General features: G+C 36.7%; 20 protein-coding genes and 1 riboswitch. Of the genes, 7 read left to right on the top strand and 13 right to left on the bottom strand.

The window, feature by feature from the left end; translation table 11 throughout:
- Nucleotides 1–59: 59 nt before the first annotated feature.
- From Q5760_RS04940 to Q5760_RS04885, 12 genes are all read right to left on the bottom strand, one after another.
- Nucleotides 60–869, bottom strand: a complete 810-nt coding sequence (locus tag Q5760_RS04940; protein ID WP_428911122.1) for a MetQ/NlpA family ABC transporter substrate-binding protein — start codon at nucleotides 867–869, stop codon at nucleotides 60–62.
- Between the two features lie 10 nt (nucleotides 870–879).
- Nucleotides 880–1,548, bottom strand: a complete 669-nt coding sequence (locus Q5760_RS04935; protein WP_428911121.1) for a methionine ABC transporter permease — start codon at nucleotides 1,546–1,548, stop codon at nucleotides 880–882.
- Nucleotides 1,541–2,566 (bottom strand): methionine ABC transporter ATP-binding protein, encoded by a 1,026-nt coding sequence (locus tag Q5760_RS04930; protein ID WP_428911120.1) that lies wholly within the window; start codon nucleotides 2,564–2,566, stop codon nucleotides 1,541–1,543. Before Q5760_RS04930 ends, Q5760_RS04935 begins: the two co-directional genes overlap by 8 nt.
- A 101-nt stretch (nucleotides 2,567–2,667) precedes the next feature.
- Nucleotides 2,668–2,775, bottom strand: a riboswitch (SAM riboswitch).
- A 115-nt stretch (nucleotides 2,776–2,890) separates the two neighbouring features.
- Nucleotides 2,891–4,189: an O-acetylhomoserine aminocarboxypropyltransferase/cysteine synthase family protein gene (locus Q5760_RS04925; protein ID WP_428911119.1), complete on the bottom strand. Its 1,299-nt coding sequence runs from the start codon at nucleotides 4,187–4,189 to the stop codon at nucleotides 2,891–2,893.
- Nucleotides 4,190–4,294: 105 nt separating this feature from the next.
- The gene (locus tag Q5760_RS04920; protein WP_428911118.1) at nucleotides 4,295–4,657 is read right to left on the bottom strand and encodes a hypothetical protein; all 363 of its coding nucleotides are present in this window, start codon (nucleotides 4,655–4,657) and stop codon (nucleotides 4,295–4,297) included.
- Between the two features lie 183 nt (nucleotides 4,658–4,840).
- A complete protein-coding gene (locus tag Q5760_RS04915; protein ID WP_428911117.1) occupies nucleotides 4,841–5,155 on the bottom strand; it encodes a thioredoxin family protein in 315 nt (104 codons plus the stop codon).
- Nucleotides 5,148–5,516 carry a toprim domain-containing protein gene (locus Q5760_RS04910; RefSeq protein WP_428911116.1) on the bottom strand — a complete coding sequence of 123 codons (369 nt, stop codon included), beginning with the start codon at nucleotides 5,514–5,516 and terminating at the stop codon, nucleotides 5,148–5,150. Before Q5760_RS04910 ends, Q5760_RS04915 begins: the two co-directional genes overlap by 8 nt.
- Nucleotides 5,517–5,642: 126 nt before the next feature.
- Complete coding sequence (gene gcvH, locus Q5760_RS04905; protein ID WP_428911115.1) at nucleotides 5,643–6,026, bottom strand: glycine cleavage system protein GcvH; 384 nt, start codon at nucleotides 6,024–6,026, stop codon at nucleotides 5,643–5,645.
- Between the two features lie 48 nt (nucleotides 6,027–6,074).
- The gene (locus Q5760_RS04900; RefSeq protein WP_428911114.1) at nucleotides 6,075–6,431 is read right to left on the bottom strand and encodes an arsenate reductase family protein; all 357 of its coding nucleotides are present in this window, start codon (nucleotides 6,429–6,431) and stop codon (nucleotides 6,075–6,077) included.
- A 182-nt stretch (nucleotides 6,432–6,613) separates the two neighbouring features.
- Nucleotides 6,614–8,398 carry an acyl-CoA dehydrogenase family protein gene (locus Q5760_RS04895; protein WP_428911113.1) on the bottom strand — a complete coding sequence of 595 codons (1,785 nt, stop codon included), beginning with the start codon at nucleotides 8,396–8,398 and terminating at the stop codon, nucleotides 6,614–6,616.
- A 59-nt stretch (nucleotides 8,399–8,457) separates the two neighbouring features.
- Nucleotides 8,458–9,633, bottom strand: coding sequence for an acetyl-CoA C-acetyltransferase (locus Q5760_RS04890; protein WP_428911112.1), 1,176 nt, complete (start codon nucleotides 9,631–9,633; stop codon nucleotides 8,458–8,460).
- A 231-nt stretch (nucleotides 9,634–9,864) separates the two neighbouring features.
- On the bottom strand, nucleotides 9,865–12,246 hold the full coding sequence (locus Q5760_RS04885) for a 3-hydroxyacyl-CoA dehydrogenase NAD-binding domain-containing protein (protein WP_428912496.1): 2,382 nt from the start codon (nucleotides 12,244–12,246) through the stop codon (nucleotides 9,865–9,867).
- A gap of 279 nt (nucleotides 12,247–12,525) precedes the next feature.
- On the opposite strand from Q5760_RS04885, the gene Q5760_RS04880 reads away from it, so the two are divergent.
- Genes Q5760_RS04880 through Q5760_RS04870 form a run of 3 tightly spaced genes read left to right on the top strand, consistent with a single transcriptional unit; the run spans nucleotide 12,526 to nucleotide 13,359 of the window.
- A complete protein-coding gene (locus tag Q5760_RS04880) occupies nucleotides 12,526–12,657 on the top strand; it encodes a YuzL family protein (RefSeq protein WP_428911111.1) in 132 nt (43 codons plus the stop codon).
- 19 nt (nucleotides 12,658–12,676) lie between these two features.
- Complete coding sequence (locus tag Q5760_RS04875) at nucleotides 12,677–12,979, top strand: hypothetical protein (RefSeq protein ID WP_428911110.1); 303 nt, start codon at nucleotides 12,677–12,679, stop codon at nucleotides 12,977–12,979.
- 20 nt (nucleotides 12,980–12,999) lie between these two features.
- A complete protein-coding gene (locus tag Q5760_RS04870; protein ID WP_428911109.1) occupies nucleotides 13,000–13,359 on the top strand; it encodes a spore coat protein in 360 nt (119 codons plus the stop codon).
- A 196-nt stretch (nucleotides 13,360–13,555) separates the two neighbouring features.
- Here Q5760_RS04870 and rodA read toward each other — a convergent pair whose 3' ends face one another.
- Nucleotides 13,556–14,728 (bottom strand): rod shape-determining protein RodA, encoded by a 1,173-nt coding sequence (gene rodA, locus Q5760_RS04865; protein ID WP_428911108.1) that lies wholly within the window; start codon nucleotides 14,726–14,728, stop codon nucleotides 13,556–13,558.
- Between the two features lie 332 nt (nucleotides 14,729–15,060).
- Between rodA and Q5760_RS04860 the strand changes: the two genes are divergently transcribed.
- From Q5760_RS04860 to Q5760_RS04845, 4 genes are all read left to right on the top strand, one after another.
- Nucleotides 15,061–15,960: a substrate-binding domain-containing protein gene (locus Q5760_RS04860; protein WP_428911107.1), complete on the top strand. Its 900-nt coding sequence runs from the start codon at nucleotides 15,061–15,063 to the stop codon at nucleotides 15,958–15,960.
- A gap of 30 nt (nucleotides 15,961–15,990) precedes the next feature.
- On the top strand, nucleotides 15,991–16,890 hold the full coding sequence (locus Q5760_RS04855) for a substrate-binding domain-containing protein (RefSeq protein WP_428911106.1): 900 nt from the start codon (nucleotides 15,991–15,993) through the stop codon (nucleotides 16,888–16,890).
- Between the two features lie 121 nt (nucleotides 16,891–17,011).
- Nucleotides 17,012–17,707, top strand: coding sequence for an ABC transporter permease (locus Q5760_RS04850; RefSeq protein WP_428911105.1), 696 nt, complete (start codon nucleotides 17,012–17,014; stop codon nucleotides 17,705–17,707).
- On the top strand, nucleotides 17,707–18,444 hold the full coding sequence (locus Q5760_RS04845) for an ATP-binding cassette domain-containing protein (RefSeq protein ID WP_428911104.1): 738 nt from the start codon (nucleotides 17,707–17,709) through the stop codon (nucleotides 18,442–18,444). The genes Q5760_RS04850 and Q5760_RS04845 overlap by 1 nt, the downstream gene beginning before the upstream one ends.
- The last annotated feature ends 94 nt before the right edge of the window (nucleotides 18,445–18,538 follow it).

Raw genomic sequence — 18,538 nt, 5'->3', positions numbered from 1 at the left:
AAAAATTAATCATTAGATAAAAAGGCCATGGTTTTATGAAAAACCATGGCCTTTGCCAATTAATTAGAAGCAGGTACTACCGCACCTTCGTATTTTTCAAGAATAAAGTCTTTAATTTCTTGAGAGTTTAATACTTCGATAAGAGCTTTAATTTCCTCTTTATCTTCATCGCCTTCTTTTACAGCAATAACATTTACATAAGGATTGTTTTCTCCTGATTCAATAACGATTGAATCTTCGACTGGATTGATATCATGTTGAATCGCATAATTTGAATTAATAACAACTAGGTCACCTTCACCATTATTATAAACCTGCGGAAGAATATCAGGAGCATAATCGTATTCAAACTTTAAGTTCTTTGGATTTTCTACAATATCATCTAAAGTTGCTGCAGCTTTATCAATACCATCTTTTAGCGTAAGTAAGCCTTCCGCTTCAAACAAGGATAGAATACGTCCATGGTCAGGAACACTGCTACTCATAATCACTGTTGCACCATCTTCAATTTCTTCTTTTGATTTATATTTTTTAGAATAGATAGCGATCGGCTCAAGATGAATACCGCCTGCGTTGACAATTTTATATCCTTTTTCTGAAACCTCTGTATTCAAGTATGGGATATGTTGGAAATAGTTTGCATCAAGATCACCATCATCTAGAGCTGGATTGATTAATTCATATTTACTAAAAGTCTGAATATCTAATTCAATTCCTTCTTCTTCTAAAATTGGTTTTGCTTGTTCAAGAATTTCAGCATGCGGTGCACTTGTTGCACCAATTTTAATCTTGTCCCCTTCAGCATTTCCACATGCCGCTAACACTAGTACAAATAGAGAGGTAAGTAATAACATTAATAATTTTTTCATTTTCCCCATCCTATCTTTTATCTATTTTTTTTGTTATAGCATCTCCAATATATTGGATGATAAACACAATAATTAATATAATAATTGTCGCAAATAATGTCACGTCATTTTGTCCTCGTGAAAAACCATCTAAATAAGCATAGTCTCCTAAGCCACCTGCACCAATAACGCCCGCAATAGCTGTATAACCTATTAGAGCAATCGTTGTTACAGTGATACCTGAAACAACAGCTGGCATGGATTCTGGAAGAAGTACCTTAAAAATAATCGTACTCGTTTTTGCACCCATAGATCTCGCAGCTTCAATGACCCCTTTATCAATTTCTCGCAAACCGATTTCAACCATTCTCGCATAGAATGGTGCCGATCCAATAATCAATGCAGGTAAAGCCGCTTCTTTCCCGATCATAGATCCTACAATTACTTTTGTAAAAGGGATTAATAAGACAATTAAAATAACAAAAGGGATCGATCGAAATATATTTACAATTGCTGCGATAATTGAATTAATAAATTTGTTTTGCCATAGATTCCCACTTGATGTTAAAAATAGTAACAAGCCTAAAGCAATACCAATAATGACAATAAAAATGAGTGAAGCCCCTGTCATATAAAGGGTTTCAACTGTTTTCTCAAGTGCCTTTTCCAAGTTCACATTAGGAAACAACTGGTTAAGCATGTGGAATCACCTCCACTCTAACCTGTTGTGATTCAATAAAGTGAATCGCATCATTCACAACATCCTCTTTTCCGTCCATATGGATAAATAAAGAACCATAAGATCCATCTCGTGTTTGCGAGATTTTTCCTTGAAGAATGTTGACCGTAACATCATATTTTCGAATCAAATTCGTGATTAATGGCTGCTCGGTTCCTTCCCCAACAAAAGAAAGCTGAATGACTTTTCCACTTGTAATTTGTTTGAGTAAATGCTGGATCGTCTCCTTCGTTTCCTCAGGTTCAGTAACTTGTTGAACAAAACGTTTCGTAATTTGTTGTTTTGGGTCTTTGAATACTTCCAAAACGGGCCCCTGTTCAACAATTTTCCCATCCTCCATTACCGCAACTCGATGACAAATCTTACGAATAACATGCATTTCATGTGTAATTAATACAATCGTTAAACCTAGTTTTTTATTAATATCAACTAACAATTCTAGGATCGAATCTGTTGTTTGTGGATCTAATGCAGATGTTGCTTCATCACAAAGTAATACTTTTGGATTATTAGCAAGTGCTCGAGCAATTCCTACCCGTTGTTTCTGTCCTCCACTCAACTGGGATGGATAAGAATCCTCTCTTCCTTGCAATCCTACTAATTGGATCAGTTCATCTACTCTTTCTTTTCTTTTTTGCTTGGGAATCCCAGCAATTTCAAGAGGAAAAGCAATATTTTCTCTCACCGTTCTTGACCACAGCAGGTTGAAATGTTGAAAGATCATACTAATTTCTTGACGAGCGGCTCTTAAGTCTGCTCCTTTAATATGAGAAACTTGCTTTCCAGCAACGGTTACGGATCCGTCGGTTGGAATTTCAAGGCCATTCAGCATTCTAATTAAGGTACTTTTACCTGCACCACTATAACCGATCACACCGAAAATTTCGCCCTCTTCAATTTCCAAATTTGCATCCGTCACTGCTGTAACAATTCCTTGCTTTGTAGAGAATATCTTTTTTACATTTTTGATTGAAATCATCGTAATCCGTTCACCTTCTTTTTTTACACATCATAGTTTCTAGGGATATATAAAATGCCCTTCCGCTAATGAGAGCAGAAAGGCATAATAAATTCACCTTTCTCTCATCTATCAAAGCCATAAGCTTTGTGTGAATTGGCACCATTTCAATAAAAATTGACGGTTGCCGGGTTTCATTGGGCACATCCCTCCACCTCTCTTGATAAGAGTATATATTTATATCAATATACTATTTTTATAGATTTACGAAGGTAATCGTATCACGTCTTAACAGTGAGTGTCAATCTGGGAAATCATATTTCAATATATTGCTAATTCTTGACTTTATAATGAAGTGAGACCTGTTGCCTTCGAAATGGCTTGTTCTAGATCTTCAATAATATCGTCAATGTTTTCAATTCCGATGGAAAGTCTAACTAAATCTTCGCCAACACCTGCTGCTTTTAAATCTTCGGGACTTAATTGTTGATGTGTAGTGCTTGCCGGATGGATAATTAAGCTTTTTGCATCCCCAACGTTAGCAACATGAGCAAATAATTCCATACTATTAATTAATTTTGCCCCTGCTTCTCTTCCACCTTTAATTCCGAAAACAATCATCGAACCTGCACCTTTAGGCAAATATTTATCTACTAATTCTTTATCAGGGTTATTTTCACTACCAGGATAAAGAACCCAGCTCACAGCAGGATGTTTTTCTAAATATTGTACTACTTTAACCGCATTAGCAACATGTTCCTTCATTCTTACATGTAGAGTTTCAAGCCCTAATACAAATTGGAAAGCATTTTGTGGACTTAAAGCAGGACCTAAATCACGTAAAAGTTGCACACGTGCTTTTGTAATATAAGCTGCAGCACCTACATCACGTGTGTATACGAGTCCATGATAACTTTCATCTGGCTCTGTTAAACCAGGGAATTTAGGTGTATTCCAGTCAAACTTACCGCTATCAACAATAATACCTCCAGTTGACGTACCATTTCCAAGTAGCCATTTTGTTGCTGAATGAACGACAATGTCTGCACCAAATTCGATTGGACGGCATAAATATGGCGTTGCAAATGTATTGTCAATAATTAATGGCACTCCTGCCTCATGAGCAATATTGGCAACTTTTTCAATATCTAACACTTTTAAACTTGGGTTTCCAATGGTTTCAGCAAAGACTGCCTTTGTTTTATCTGTAATCGCACTGCGGAAGTTCTCTGGATCTTCTGGATCAACAAATTTAACTTTAATTCCATATTTAGGAAGCGTTACAGCAAATAAATTATAAGTTCCACCATATAAATTTGAAGCAGATATGATTTCATCGCCGTTTTCAGCAATATTTAAAATTGCTAAAGTAATGGCTGCCATTCCACTAGAAACCGCTAAAGCCCCGATCCCACCTTCAAGTAATGCCACTCTTTCTTCAAAAACGGTAGTAGTTGGATTGTGTATCCGGGTATAAATATAGCCTGGTTCAGCTAAACCAAATAAATTCGCTGCATGGTCTGTGTTTTTAAATTGATAGGCATTGTTTTGATAAATAGGTACCGCCCTTGCTCCAGTTACAGGATCTGGTTGCAGACCGCCATGCACACTTAAAGTTTCAATACGATAGTTTTTTTCGGACATCGTTATCTCTCCATTTCATATAGGAAAAGTGTGATTTAGAATAAAAAAATTTTACTATTTAACATAGTAAAATTGTATCACATTGGAAGAAGATGTCAATCTAGATTAGTTGATTTTTGTCGCAAATTTATGTAGCAACTCTGGTTTGCCTAAATAAAACAGGGACTCTAACAGTAATAGTTCTCGAATTGAAAACGTCGTTGTTATTTCATTCCTTTTAACAGCCTCGCGCAACTTCCGTTCTCCAAGAATGATAGATAGAAATAATTCCTCGTTTCCTTCCAATCTCCTTGTTGAATCTTGTGGTCGAGAGTATTCTTCTAAATGAATTCGACTTTTTTCAATCTTTACAGTTATATCCTTTTTTCCCATTTTTAGTTGAAAAGAAAAACAAAGATCTTTAATCATTGTCCGTAGTGCTTGCTTACGATTCACTTGCTCCGTCCATAATTTGATTAGTTCAATCATACTAAATCCACCCCGTCCTTATTTCTAAGGAATATATTCAGTTTGATTCTTTTTGTTTCCTGCTTATAGTTGAAATAAGTTGTCGTAATATTCCTACAAATTACCACAAAATTCTACTATTTCCTTCATATTTCCTGAGAAATATGTAAAAAAACAAAAAGAGCTGTCTAATAACAGCCCTATTTAGTCCAATAAAGTTTTGTTTATCTTTTCTATTAAATAAGGAACAGAGTGAAAGGTATAAATTTTAGATATCAGCGTTCCTTGTTTAAAAAACAGTAAGCATGGGACACTCTCAATTTGCCATTTTTGAGCTAGATCCTGTCTATAGTTAAGATTTATTTTACCGAGTTTTAAATCTGGCAGTATTTCTTCAACAACCGAGAGCATTTTACTAGCTACTTGGCAAGTGCCGCAAAAAGGAGTATATAGGTAAATACAACCTGTATCTTGTTGATTAATAAATTTATCTAATTGGTCTTGGTTCCAGTCAATCATTATTCTTTCCTCTATCTAAGTATTCACTATGAATTTCAATATTAGCTGTTAAAAGAATTGTTGCCAAATGATAATGAGGTGCGGTAGCTACTTCACGATACATTTTGTCAATATATAAGTGAACAGCATTAGGAAACTCCCTTTTTAATTGCTGACGCAATTTTTTACCCGATTCATCGGCATCAACTAAAATATAGAGATCGCAATCAAACAATGTTTCTATCCATTCTTCTAATGTGTCTGCGGAAATCGTTCCATTTGTACAAATAATCTCGATAGGTTCCTTTATTATCTTTTTTATTTTGTTACGATCCGAAATCCCCTCTACAATAATAACCTTGTTCTGATTAAAATCTCTCATTTTTTCTCCCCTATTAGAAATAGCAAGCGCCAGACATTAATCTGATTTCAAAAAACTTATTTTTCTTAATTTAGAAAAATATTCCCAAATACAGAAAGCGCCACATAGAGGCGCTTTCTAATTTCATTAATCTTGGTTGATCATTTCTTCATACTGTTGTGCTGTCATTAATTCTTCAACTTGTGAAGCATCAGATAATTCAACTGTGATCATCCATGCTTTTTCATATGGTGATTCATTCACAAATTGTGGATCGTCATTTAAATCTTCATTCACTTCTACTACTTTTCCACTGATAGGAGCATATAATTCAGAAACTGTTTTTACTGATTCGACACTTCCGAATGGCTCGCCAGCTGAGATCTCATCGTCTACTTCTGGTAACTCTACAAACACAATATCACCTAGTTCAGATTGAGCGAATTCTGTAATTCCAATCGTTGCTTTATTCCCTTCAACTTTTACCCATTCATGGTCTTTTGAATAACGTAATTCTTTTGGTGTAGTCATTTTTATTCCTCCAGTTAAATAAATATGTATTGATTATAGCATACCATATTATATCCAAGTATTATTAAAATCTTCTTCTTTAAATCCGATTGTCACTTTATTTCCATCCGTAACAATTGGGCGCTTGATTAACATCCCATCTGATGCAAGTAGATCAAGTAATTCTTCTTCAGTCGCTTCCTTTACACGGTCCTTTAAACCAAGCGAACGGTATTTCTGACCACTTGTATTAAAGAATTTCTTTAATTCTTGTCCACTATTTTTGTACATCTCTTCAATTTCCTCACGGTTAGGAGGTGTTTCTACAATATGTATTTCCTGATATGAAACATCACGCTCATCTAGCCACTTTTTAGCTTTTCGACATGTACCGCATTTTGGATACCAATAAAACTTAAGAGTCAACTCGTCACCCCACTTAACTATGTAGTACACTTCTAGAGATATTTTAACATAATGTTCGATGAATCGAAAATAGTATCTCAAGTTTCTTTGTAATATTCCACTTATTCTTAATAATTCCTGCTTACTTATTGTTTTAGTTTTATGAATGAAGGCTGACTAGTGAATAGTCAGCCTTCATTCACTTAAACGATATAACGTTCTGACTCGATTAATCCACTTGCAGTTTCCCTTTTTAAGGAAATCAGATTCTTCGGATGAAAGCGTGTAAATTTTCGGAGCGCTGATAACATGATTCTTAGGGAATCCCCCTGTTCTACCCCAATTAATGTTTCTCTTGCATCCTGTTCAATCTTTTGGAAGGCTTCTTGGCAAAATATTTGTGTATACAATAATTTTTGATTACTTTTAGCTACTCCTACACTCCCAATGGCTTTTTCCGTTCGTAAAACAACTGATTCCATTGCGTAGGTATTTGAGATCATATCAGCAATATTGACGAGGATCTCTTGCTCACTTTCTAAAGCTTTTCCATATTTCTGTGCAGCCAAACCTAAGATGAGAAGTGCAATTTTTTTGGCATTTTTCACTAAGTATTTCTCTAGTGCTAATGGTTCTTCCCCGGGTGTTTCTGGTACAAGCATCAATAATTCCCCTTGGAGTTTTTGCGCTTTTTCAAGTAAAGGCAACTCTCCCTTTAATGCTTTTCGTAAAAAAGTAGCGGGTACTAATAAACGATTAATTTCATTGGTTCCTTCAAAAATACGATTGATCCGTGAATCACGATAAATTCTTTCAATCTCGTATTCTGACATAAAGCCATAGCCACCATGAAGCTGAACTCCCTCATCTGCAATATAATCTAACGCTTCGGTTGCAAAAACTTTATTTAAAGAACATTCAATAGCATACTCGGCGACCGCGTTAGCAACAACCTTCCCATCTTGTAATTCTTGTTTAGATAGTTGGGACATTCGATCTTCGTATAGACCAACTGTACGATAAACAGAGCTTTCTGCCGCATAAACCAAAGACGCCATTGTTGCCAGTTTTTCCTTCGTTAATGAGAATTTTGATATAGGCGTTTTAAACTGCTGCCTCTGATTGGTATATTGAATCGTTACGTCAAATGCACGTTTAGAAGCACCCACCGCACCTACCGCTAATTTATAACGTCCTATGTTTAAAATATTAAAGGCGATCACATGACCTTTCCCATATTCACCTAATAAATTTTCCTTTGGTATTTGAGCATCTTGCAAAATTAAAGTTCTTGTTGAAGAACTTTTGATTCCCATTTTTTTCTCTTCAGGTCCAGTCGATACTCCTGGGAATTCCCGTTCAACAATAAAAGCAGAAAAATGTTCACCATCAATTTTAGCATACACGATAAAAACATCAGCGAATGCCGAGTTTGTGATCCATTGTTTTTCTCCGGTTAAGATATAATGCGTCCCCTCTTTATTAAGCTTAGCTGTTGTTTTTGCCGCTAGGGCATCTGAACCTGAGCTTGGTTCTGTTAATGCATATGCCGCAATCTTTTCACCTGTTGCAAGCATCGGTAAATATTTCTCCTTTTGCTCTTCATTCCCAAATAGTACGATCGGCAATGAGCCAATCCCGACATGGGCACCATAGGAAAGCGAAAATCCTCCAGCTCTAGACATTTTTTCTGTAATAAGCGCTGAACTAATTTTATCTAACTCTAAACCACCATATTCCTCTTGAACATCTGCACTGAGGAGACCTAATTCACCAGCATCTTTTAATAGTTTCACGGATCGTTCAAATTCATGGTGTTCTAAATACTCCAATTGCGGCATAACTTTTTGGATAACAAATTCTTCTGTTGTTTTCGCAATTAATTGTTGTTCGTCAGTGAAGTCTTCTGGAGTTATTATTTGTTCACTGGAAATGTCATCGATCAGGAAGCTGCCTCCTTTGATTACTGAACCCGCTTGATTCGCCACATATATTCCCCCTCTTGTATTGGCTCCTTTCTAAAAGCCTGATTAGAGCTCTCATCCTGCTATATGAGTTCAAAAATACCAGCTGCTCCCATTCCCCCTCCAACACACATCGTTACCATCCCATATTGAACCTGCCGTCGTCGCATTTCATGCAATAGTGTTAAAGTAAGCTTTGTACCTGTGCAGCCTAGCGGATGACCTAAAGCAATGGCCCCTCCATTTACATTTACTTTTTCTTCATCTAATTTTAGTTCTCTTATCACAGCAATCGCCTGAGCGGAAAACGCTTCGTTTAGCTCAATCAAGCCAATATCGGATAACTGTAAGCCCGCTAACTTTAACGCTTTTGGCACCGCTGCAACTGGACCCACTCCCATTATTTCTGGCGGTACCCCAGCAACTGCAAACGATCTAAATTTAGCAATTGGCTTCAGTCCAAGCGAGGTTGCTTTTTCTTTTTCCATGACCATCACAGCAGCTGCTCCATCACTCATTTGTGAAGCATTTCCTGCTGTTACAGTACCATTCACGACAAACGCCGGCTTTAATGAAGCAAGACTTTCCTTATTTGTATTTGGACGCACCCCTTCATCTTGGCTAAATAGAGTACCTTCTTCGTTCAATCTGTGATTCTGATCAATTCTTTTCCTTTTCACCTCTACAGGAACAATTTCTTCGGTAAAATAACCGTTCAATATCGCAGCAGCTGCCTTTTTATGGCTTAAAGTTGCAAAGGCGTCCTGATCTTCACGAGTAATTCCATATTTCCTTGCTACTTTTTCAGCTGTATGCCCCATGCTCATATAATACTGTGGTGCCGATTCAGCCAATTTGACATTTGGACGGACAACATGCCCCATCATTGGCACAAGGCTCATAGATTCGGCACCTCCAGCAATAATCGTATCGGCATGACCGAGTATGATTTTTTCAGCTGCAAATGCGATCGTTTGAAGCCCCGATGAACAATATCGATTAATCGTAATCGCTGGAACTGTGTAAGCAAGACCTGCCAGCGCTCCAATATTTCGCGCCATATTCATTCCTTGCTCTGCTTCTGGCATCGCACAACCAATGATCAAATCATCAATATTTCCTACATAATGATTAGCCCTTTCTAGCGTTTTTTTTACGACGATCGCCCCTAAGTCATCTGGTCTGACATCTTTCAAAGCTCCTTTCTTTGCCTTTCCAACTGGAGTTCTCGCCCCTGCAACAATAACAGCTTCTTTCATTTATTGAACTCCTTCCCCTTACTGCTTTTTTAAATAGGCTTTGTTAAACTGGTAGTTGATTTCCATTTTATGCACTTTTGCTTTCCGTAGTAGGCTACCAAGCACCTTGACACTTCGTGATATAAGCTGACTTGGTCTATCTCGCTCCTATCACAAGAGTCCTCGTGCTTTCTCCTATCAATAGTCATTCAAAATCAACGCGAACCTTGACACAGCCTTAAACCATAAAGGTTAATTTCTGAGGGGTTTACCATTCAATAACATGTGTCGCATTCGTTCTTGTGTTTTTGATTCGATAACTAAGCTTAAAAAAGCTTCCCTTTCAAGATTTAATAAATAACGCTCATCAACCATAGTCCCATATGGAACAGAGCCACCTGCTATTACATAGGCTAATTTTTTTGCAATAGTAAAATCGTAATCAGATATATATCCAGAATCCTTCATTGACTTTGCAATAAGTAGCAACGTGGCATAACCAGTTTCGCCAACGACAGGGATCAGTTCTCTAACCGGGGGCTGGTAGCCCTTTGCAACCAGCGCAAGTACGGCTTGCTTAGCGTCATAAAGTAAATGATCCTCATTCACACTTATAGCATCAGTTAACTTGAGATAGAGATTTTCCTTTGCTTCCATACCTGAAGTAGAGGTTTTCGCTAACGCAATAAGTTCAAACACCTTAATGGCAATCTTCTGTAAATCGATATCATAGCCAATGGGGTTAGCCTTTACATGACGGATATATAACTCCTTGTTGCCCCCGCCTCCTGGAATTAAGCCTACACCTGTTTCAACTAAACCCATATAGGTTTCCATAGATGCTTGAATATGAGCAGCTGGCAGGCATACTTCTGTCCCACCGCCAAGGGTCATCCCAAATGGAGCTACCACCACGGGTTTGGAGCTGTATTTTAATTTCATCATTGTGTTTTGGAACATACGAATGATAAAATCAAGTTCGTCAACTTCACCATCTTCAGCCTCCATTAAAATCATAAAGAGGTTAGCCCCAACGCAAAAGTTCTTCCCCTGATTTCCAATTACAAGCCCTTTGTACTTATTTTCAACTTCTTCTACGGCATATTGAATCATTTGCAAAATATCTAATCCAATCGCATTATTCGGTGAATGAAATTCGAGTAAAGCTACACCATCCCCAATATCAATTAGACTCGCTCCATTATTTTTCTTAATCGTCCCCTTTTGCTTTTTCACTTTTGCTAAATTGATTATCTTTCGGTTTTCCTCAAGCAATATATACTCACCTTTGTTGTAGTAATAAACTTCACCGTTCTCCTCTTTATAGAAAGAAGTATGACCTGACTGGACCATTTCTTTAATCCAATGTGGAACCTTTGTTTGTGATGCTTCTAATTTCTGCAGGGAAGTTTCCAGACCGATCGCATCCCAATACTCAAACGGACCCTGCTCCCAACCAAACCCCCATTTCATGGCTCGGTCAATTGAAACAATATCATCTGCAATTTCCCCTAGTAACTGAGCAGAATAAACTAACACAGGTGTTATAAGATTCCACAGCAATTTTCCTACTTTGTCATCTCTATATAAAAGCGTTTTCATTCTTTTCGAAAGATCTTTCTCATTTTTCACCATCTCAATGGACGATGAACGTAATTGCTTTCTAGGTTGATAAGACATAGTTTCAGGGTGAATCTCAAGTATTTCCTTTCCCTTTTTCATATAAAACCCTTGGTTTGCTTTACTTCCTAGCCAGCCTTTTTCAAGCATTTTTTTCATGAAAGAAGGGATTTTAAATAATTCTTGCTCCTCCCCTGTTGTTTTTTGCACTACATTGTCAGCAACAAAGGAGAATGTATCCAAACCAACCACATCCAATGTTCGAAATGTTGCGCTTTTAGGACGACCTATTAATGGTCCTGTAACTGAATCGATTTCTCCAACACTATATCCACTTTTTTGCATCTCTTTAACCGCAACAAGCAATCCATAAGTTCCAATTCTGTTTGCAATAAAGTTTGGAGTATCTTTTGCAAGAACGACTCCCTTACCAAGGATATCCTCTGCGAATTGTTTCATAAACTGAACTACTGCTGGATCTGTATATTTCGTTGGGATGACTTCAAGTAATTTTAAATAGCGAGGAGGATTAAAAAAATGGGTTCCTAAGAAATGCTTTTGAAAATGAATAGACCGACCTTCTACCATGTCCTCAACAGAGATTCCTGATGTATTAGAGCTCACAATGCTGTCTTCTTTGCGATATTGATCGACTCTTTCGAAAATTCGTTTTTTAATAGATAAATTCTCAACTACGACTTCTATAATCCAATCCACTTCTTTTAGAAGTGGTAGATCATCATCAAAATTTCCTATTTCAATTAATGAGAGATTTTTAGGAGTTGTTAGAGGTGCGGGTTTTTGCTTCTTCAGTTTTTGGAGGGCTGACTGACTGAACCGATTTCGAACGGCTTTATCTTGAAGAGTTAGACCTTTGGCTTTTTCTTCATCTGTTAATTGGGTAGGTACGATATCAAGTAGCAATGTTTGTATTCCAACATTAGCTAAATGTGCCGCAATCCCTGACCCCATAACTCCTGAGCCTAATACGGCAGCTTTTCGAATAGGTTTGATCAAAAATAGTTCCTCCTTTGATTATGGATTTCCATAAAATTGGGGAATTTTAATTAAAATTGATTTGGTTCAAATCATGTATGTTTTGGTTCAATTCCTAACAAATTTGGTTCAATCCCCCATTTCCTGAGTAAAAAAGCGAACAAAAATCCATTTTTCCACCTTCATATCAAATATATTGAGGATTTTAATAATCATTCCATTTACTATCCTCAAATTTACGAAGAAAACCAATGTTTTTTCCAGTTCTGGACAAGCTAATGATTGGAGGTGATACATTTGGCAAGAGGAAAAAAGAACCCTTCTAAAGCTGGAGTTAGCGCTGCTAGTGTTAAAGGAAACGCAGGACCAACAGTGGAGGAAGATGGCGGAGGCAAAGTAAATAGTCAAAACAACCAATATAAGAAATAGTCACAAGGAGGGTTAATCGATGCAAAAACAACAAAATACCAATACTCAAAACCAACAAATAATCTACCAGCAGACACCTGCGGTAATTACAACAAAAGATTCTTTATACTTAACAGATATGCTTTCATGGAATTTACTAGCGATGAAAAAAGCACATTTCTATGCGCAACATTGTCAAAATACTGAACTTAAAGCAGAAATGGATCGTTGCGGTCAAATGCATCAACGCCATTACGAAAGAATTTTGAATCATTTAAATACGCAAAACCAAAACCAAATGCAAGGACAAGGTCAATATAAAAGTCCAAATGTAACGATGTAAATAAAATGGAGGTGTTGAAAATGAATCAAAACCAAACGAACCAAAGTCAAACCATTGCAAATCCAAAAACACAACAATTAAATAAAACACCACAAATGAATGATCGAGATTTCCTAAATGATTTGTTAACAACTGAAAAGTATATGACAGATGGTTATAATACATTTTTAAATGAAGCAAGTCATGAGGCATTATATCAAGATCTATTACAAATCTTTACAGAGTCCCAAAATCAGCAACGCCATTTATATAATCTTATGTTCCAAAAAGGCTGGTACAAACTTGAGCCTGAAGAAGATCAAAAATTACAACAGAAGCATCAGCAATTTCAAAATTACATGACAACTCAATTTCCATACAACGGACAAAATATTCAATAATTTCCTTTTAAAAATCCGAGATATCCGCCGGAGGCTTTAACTTCATTCAACCGGGATTTGAACCCCACTGAATTGATAAAAGCTTGTATTTATCTCGTCGTTAGAGACTTCTACAGAAAGAAGTTAAAATAGGCTGTCCCAAAAGGCTGGCATCTAGTACTACCGGTGATACCTAACCTTTCGGGACAGCCTCTCCTTATTGATCGGTTGCAAACATATAACGCTTTTTGTGATAACGAATGGAGAAAATTAAACCCATTGCAAGCATATTCCCCATTAACGAACTCCCCCCATAACTAATAAATGGTAATGGAATCCCCGTAATCGGCAGCAATCCTATTGTCATGCCGATATTTTCAAAAACATGGAAGGTGATCATACTAATCACACCCACACAAATATACGAATAAAAATTATTTTTCGTTTCCATTCCGACTTTTGTAAGGTGGTAAACGAGCATGAAAAACAAACTAATTAAAAGACTGGCGCCGATAAAGCCAAACTCTTCACCAACAACACTGAAAATAAAATCTGAATGACTCTCAGGTAAATATACTTCTCGCGTGCCAAACCCTTTCCCAGAGGTTTCTCCTGACCCAATCGCAAGTAATGAGCGTGTCAATTGATAACCAGCCGAATCTTGATAGTTATAAGGGTCAATCCAGGAATAAATTCTGGCAAATTGATATTCTTTTACCCCTAAATATTTTTCTAACACATCCGGCTGCCATAAAATAAAGTAAAAAATGGTTCCGATCAAAATAAGCGCGGATCCAAAAATCGTCGTTAAAATTTTCCAAGAAATACCTGAGATAAAAATCATTCCCAGCATAATGGCTATCAGTACAAGCGATGTTCCTAAATCGGGTTGCTGCATTACTAATAATAATGGCAGCATTGTCACCATTCCCATTTTTATTAATAACCATAGATCTGTTTGAATCGTTTTGATTAAATGTTTTTGATGATGTTGATGGATTACCCTTGATAGAGCTAAAATCAAAAATACTTTCACAAACTCAGAAGGCTGTAACGATCCAAGCCCTGGAACCGTATACCAACTTTTTGCTCCATTGATGACAGGGGCAATGCTACTTGGCGCCACAATCAAAAAAGCTAGCAACACGATTCCAATTCCATATAAATACCAGGTAATTTTCATTAATTGCTCCGAATCAAGCGTAATTACACCTGCAACAATCATCGATCCTGCTATATACCAAATAATTTGCTTTAACAAAAAGTTTTCATTATATTGTCCCGTTGTCTGTGCGCTGTAAATCGCAATACAACTTACTAAACATAATAACATTAAGATCAGGACTAAATTAAAGTCTAGTCTTGATTGAGTAGGATTATTTGTGGTCATACGAAGTCCCTTTCTAAACTGTGCTTTCAATATGAATTAAAATAAATGGATCATCTATATATTATGTCATTTCTTGACAACAAAAAAAGAATATTCAATACTTCATTATATTGATATTAAAATTAAATCACAACACTTGGAAAAAATTAACGCTAATTGATAATACCTTTAAAATATGAACAAATTGTGAACATCGAATTAAAAATTAACAAAACTTAACGAAACGAAACAAAAATCACACCGACTTGTAGTAAAATCATGTATATTATGAATTGAAATAAGCTATGGGAAGGTGTGGTCACTGAAATTAGATTGAGAGGAGTATCATCATAATGAACGAAAACTATACACCAGATGAAGTAGCCCAAATATTTAAGATTTCCAAACATACGGTATATGAAATGATCAAACGAGGAGAATTGCGTGCATTTAAAGTTGGTAATAAAATGCGGATTGAACAGGAAGAAGTGAATCGCTATAAACAATCCATGGAAACGGCACCAAAACAACAGCCCTCTATGACCAATACGATTCATTTAGCTGGGAGTCATGATTTTCTCGTTGAACATCTGGTTAAGTATGTGGCACAACAAAATATTGGACTTTCCATTCAGCCGACCTATATCGGAAGTCTTGAAGGGTTAATGATGCTTTATCGTAATCTGTGTGATGTTGCAACCGTTCATCTATTAGATCCTGCATCAAAGGAATACAATCTTCCTTTTATAAAGCAATTATTTATTCATGAACCGATTACGGTTATGCGTTTTGCAGCAAGAGAACAAGGGCTGATCGTCACAAAAGGGAATCCGAAAGACATTCATGGATTCAAAGATTTAACAAAAGATGACGTCATTTTCGTAAACCGACAAAAAGGTTCAGGGACACGCTTTTTACTTGATTATTATTTAGCAGAAGAGAAAATAGACCCTGCCACGATCACTGGGTATGACAATGAAGAATGGAACCATCTTTCAACAGCTTCCTTAATAAGTGGTGGCAAAGCTGATGTTGCACTTGGGATTCAATCTGCAGCTGATCAGCTTGGATTAGATTTTATCCCGTTACTAAAGGAAGAATTCGATCTTATCTTCCGCTTTACAGAGCAAAATAAGCTGGTACTTCAACAATTGATAGACCTGCTTGAATTTACTTCTTTTAAGGATAGTTTAGAAAATAAAGCAGGCTATGATGTATCTGAATTTGGAAAAATCATATATGAACATCGATAATACATATTTAAAGGAGAGAGAGAAAACGTTATGAAATGGAATCGTTTATTATTAACAAGCATCCTGACTCTTTTATTATTCGTTTTGGGGGCGTGTGGTGGTGATACTAAAGAAAACCAAAATGAAGGAAAGACTGAAGAAAATACGGAACAACAAGCAACAGAAAATGAATCTTCATTATCAGGGGATTTAATTTTAGCTACTACAACAAGTACTCAGGATAGTGGGTTACTAGATGTATTAGTTCCAATGTATGTAGAACAAACTGGTGTTAACGTAAAAACAATCGCTGTTGGAACAGGACAGGCACTTGAAATGGGGACAAAAGGTGAAGCAGACGCACTTCTTGTTCACGCACCAGCTGCCGAAGAAGAAATCGTAGAAAGCGGAGATGCAATTAACCGCAAAAAGGTAATGTACAATGATTACATTATCGTAGGACCAAAAGAAGACCCAGCAGGAATTAAAGGACTACCAATCGGTGAAGCATTCCAAAAAATCTTAGATGAAAAAGCAACTTTTGTTTCTCGAGGCGATGATTCTGGTACACATAAGAAAGAGTTAGGAATTTGGGAAGGACTCGGAATAGCCCCTTCAGATAACTCTAACTACCTTGAAACTGGCGATGGGATGGGCGACACATTACGTGTTGGCAATGAAAAAAATGGTTACGTATTAACAGACAGAGCAACTTGGTTAGCTCAAAAGAAAAGTTTAGAATACCTTGACATTATTGTTGAAGGCGATGATGAATTATTAAACATCTACCATGTTATGCAAGTAAATCCTGAAAAGCACGATAAAGTAAACGCTAAAGCAGGAGAAGCATTTGTTGATTTCATGGTAAATAAAGATACACTGAAAGTGATCGAGGAATTCGGAGTCGAAGAATATGGTGAACCACTTTTCTTCCCTGATACGGAGGAATAAGATCGAACTGGATCAATTAAAATGATATAATTTTTTATAAGGTGGCTGGGAGGTATAGGATTCCTGGCCACTTCTTTTATGATTTTCAATACCTACGTGACAGTTATAAAGGATGATAAACATGGACCTTATATGGGAAGGATTAATAAAAGCATTTGAATTACTAACATCAGGAGACCCAGGAATTTTTGATATTTCCCTCTTAACCTTACGCGTTTCTTTCACAGCCATTTTTTTTAGTACGATTTTTGGAATTCCACTTGGCATCCTTTTAGGATTAACCCGTTTTCGAGGCAGGAAATTTATTCTAATCTTATTTAACATTGGAATGGGACTTCCTCCTGTTATCGCAGGGCTTAGCATTACGATGCTGCTATGGAGATCCGGACCATTAGGTGACTATGCATTATTGTATACACCCACCGCGATTGTCCTAGCGCAAATTCTCGTATCATTTCCAATTGTAGTTGGATTAACTTGCTCTTCTTTTCAACAAATTGATGAAAAAATGCTTCTTCAAATTAAAGCACTCGGTGCCACTAAAATGCAAATGCTGTGGATTTTACTAAAAGAATTACGTATCGCGATATTAGCTGCGATTATGGCCGGCTTCGGGCGTGTCATTGCAGAAGTTGGAGCCGCGATGATGGTTGGAGGAAACATTTTAGGTGAAACTCGTATATTAACAACCTCTATCATGATGGAAGTTTCAAAAGGAAACTTTGATGTGGCGATTGCACTTTCCTTTATCTTAATGGCCTTAGCCTTTTTTATTACGTTCTGTTTAACAGCACTTCAACAAAGGAGGCATATGTAATGACCGAAATGATCCGATTAGAAGGAATAGAGTACAGTGTCCCTGGGAAGAAAATACTCTCCATCCCTCACCTTTCTATTGATAAAGGAGCTACATATGGAATTATGGGACCGAACGGTGCTGGGAAAAGTACGTTATTAAAGATGTTATCACTTTTAGAACCGCCAACAAAGGGAGATCTATACTTCCAAGGTGAAAAAATCTCAAAAAAACAAGTATCTTTGGAACAAAGAAGAAAGATTGCCATTGCCTTACAGCAATCCCTTCTACTAAATACATCTGTATATCAAAACATTGCCCTTGGATTAAAAATAAGAAAGGTTCCAAAACAGGAAATAAAGAATAAAGTGGAGTATTGGCTTGACACCTTTAATATTTCCCATCTGATTAACAAACACGCTTATCAGCTATCTGGTGGAGAAGCACAACGTGTTAATCTAGCAAGAGCTATGATTCTTGAGCCCGAAATACTCTGTTTAGATGAGCCTTTTTCAGCATTAGACTTTCCAACTAAAATGAAATTGATTCAAGACTTTAAATTAATCTTAGAATCAACAGGTACGACTGCTATTTTTGTTAGTCATGATTTACTTGAAATCAAGTCGCTAACCCATCAATTATTTTTGATCATGAATGGCGAACTTAAGCAACATGGAATAACCAATGAAGTCATTGATTATCCAAATGAAGCAACACGTTCTTTTATTAATGAATGGAAATCCTTGTTACCAACTTAAAACCTGTTGTGTAAAGAAAAAAGAGCCATACTCAAAAGAGATGGCCAATACATTTGGAGGATAGGTTGAGGATCAGACAACCTTATGTTGTCCT

Source organism: Niallia sp. Kr1 (assembly GCF_050389805.1).
In the GTDB taxonomy this organism is placed as follows: Bacteria; Bacillota; Bacilli; order Bacillales; family Cytobacillaceae; genus Bacillus_BD.
The sequence above is the reverse complement of the archived record's forward strand: the minus strand, read 5'-3'. Positions and strand labels throughout refer to the sequence as shown.

Bases quoted from the DNA above. Each gene is read 5' to 3' on its own strand.
- Q5760_RS04940 (WP_428911122.1), bottom strand. From the start codon at position 869: ATGAAAAAATTATTAATGTTATTACTTACCTCTCTATTTGTACTAGTG.
- Q5760_RS04935 (WP_428911121.1), bottom strand. From the start codon at position 1,548: ATGCTTAACCAGTTGTTTCCTAATGTGAACTTGGAAAAGGCACTTGAG.
- Q5760_RS04930 (WP_428911120.1), bottom strand. From the start codon at position 2,566: ATGATTTCAATCAAAAATGTAAAAAAGATATTCTCTACAAAGCAAGGA.
- Q5760_RS04925 (WP_428911119.1), bottom strand. From the start codon at position 4,189: ATGTCCGAAAAAAACTATCGTATTGAAACTTTAAGTGTGCATGGCGGT.
- Q5760_RS04920 (WP_428911118.1), bottom strand. From the start codon at position 4,657: ATGATTGAACTAATCAAATTATGGACGGAGCAAGTGAATCGTAAGCAA.
- Q5760_RS04915 (WP_428911117.1), bottom strand. From the start codon at position 5,155: ATGATTGACTGGAACCAAGACCAATTAGATAAATTTATTAATCAACAA.
- Q5760_RS04910 (WP_428911116.1), bottom strand. From the start codon at position 5,516: ATGAGAGATTTTAATCAGAACAAGGTTATTATTGTAGAGGGGATTTCG.
- gcvH (WP_428911115.1), bottom strand. From the start codon at position 6,026: ATGACTACACCAAAAGAATTACGTTATTCAAAAGACCATGAATGGGTA.
- Q5760_RS04890 (WP_428911112.1), bottom strand. From the start codon at position 9,633: ATGAAAGAAGCTGTTATTGTTGCAGGGGCGAGAACTCCAGTTGGAAAG.
- Q5760_RS04875 (WP_428911110.1), top strand. From the start codon at position 12,677: ATGCAAAAACAACAAAATACCAATACTCAAAACCAACAAATAATCTAC.
- Q5760_RS04870 (WP_428911109.1), top strand. From the start codon at position 13,000: ATGAATCAAAACCAAACGAACCAAAGTCAAACCATTGCAAATCCAAAA.
- rodA (WP_428911108.1), bottom strand. From the start codon at position 14,728: ATGACCACAAATAATCCTACTCAATCAAGACTAGACTTTAATTTAGTC.
- Q5760_RS04860 (WP_428911107.1), top strand. From the start codon at position 15,061: ATGAACGAAAACTATACACCAGATGAAGTAGCCCAAATATTTAAGATT.
- Q5760_RS04855 (WP_428911106.1), top strand. From the start codon at position 15,991: ATGAAATGGAATCGTTTATTATTAACAAGCATCCTGACTCTTTTATTA.
- Q5760_RS04850 (WP_428911105.1), top strand. From the start codon at position 17,012: ATGGACCTTATATGGGAAGGATTAATAAAAGCATTTGAATTACTAACA.
- Q5760_RS04845 (WP_428911104.1), top strand. From the start codon at position 17,707: ATGACCGAAATGATCCGATTAGAAGGAATAGAGTACAGTGTCCCTGGG.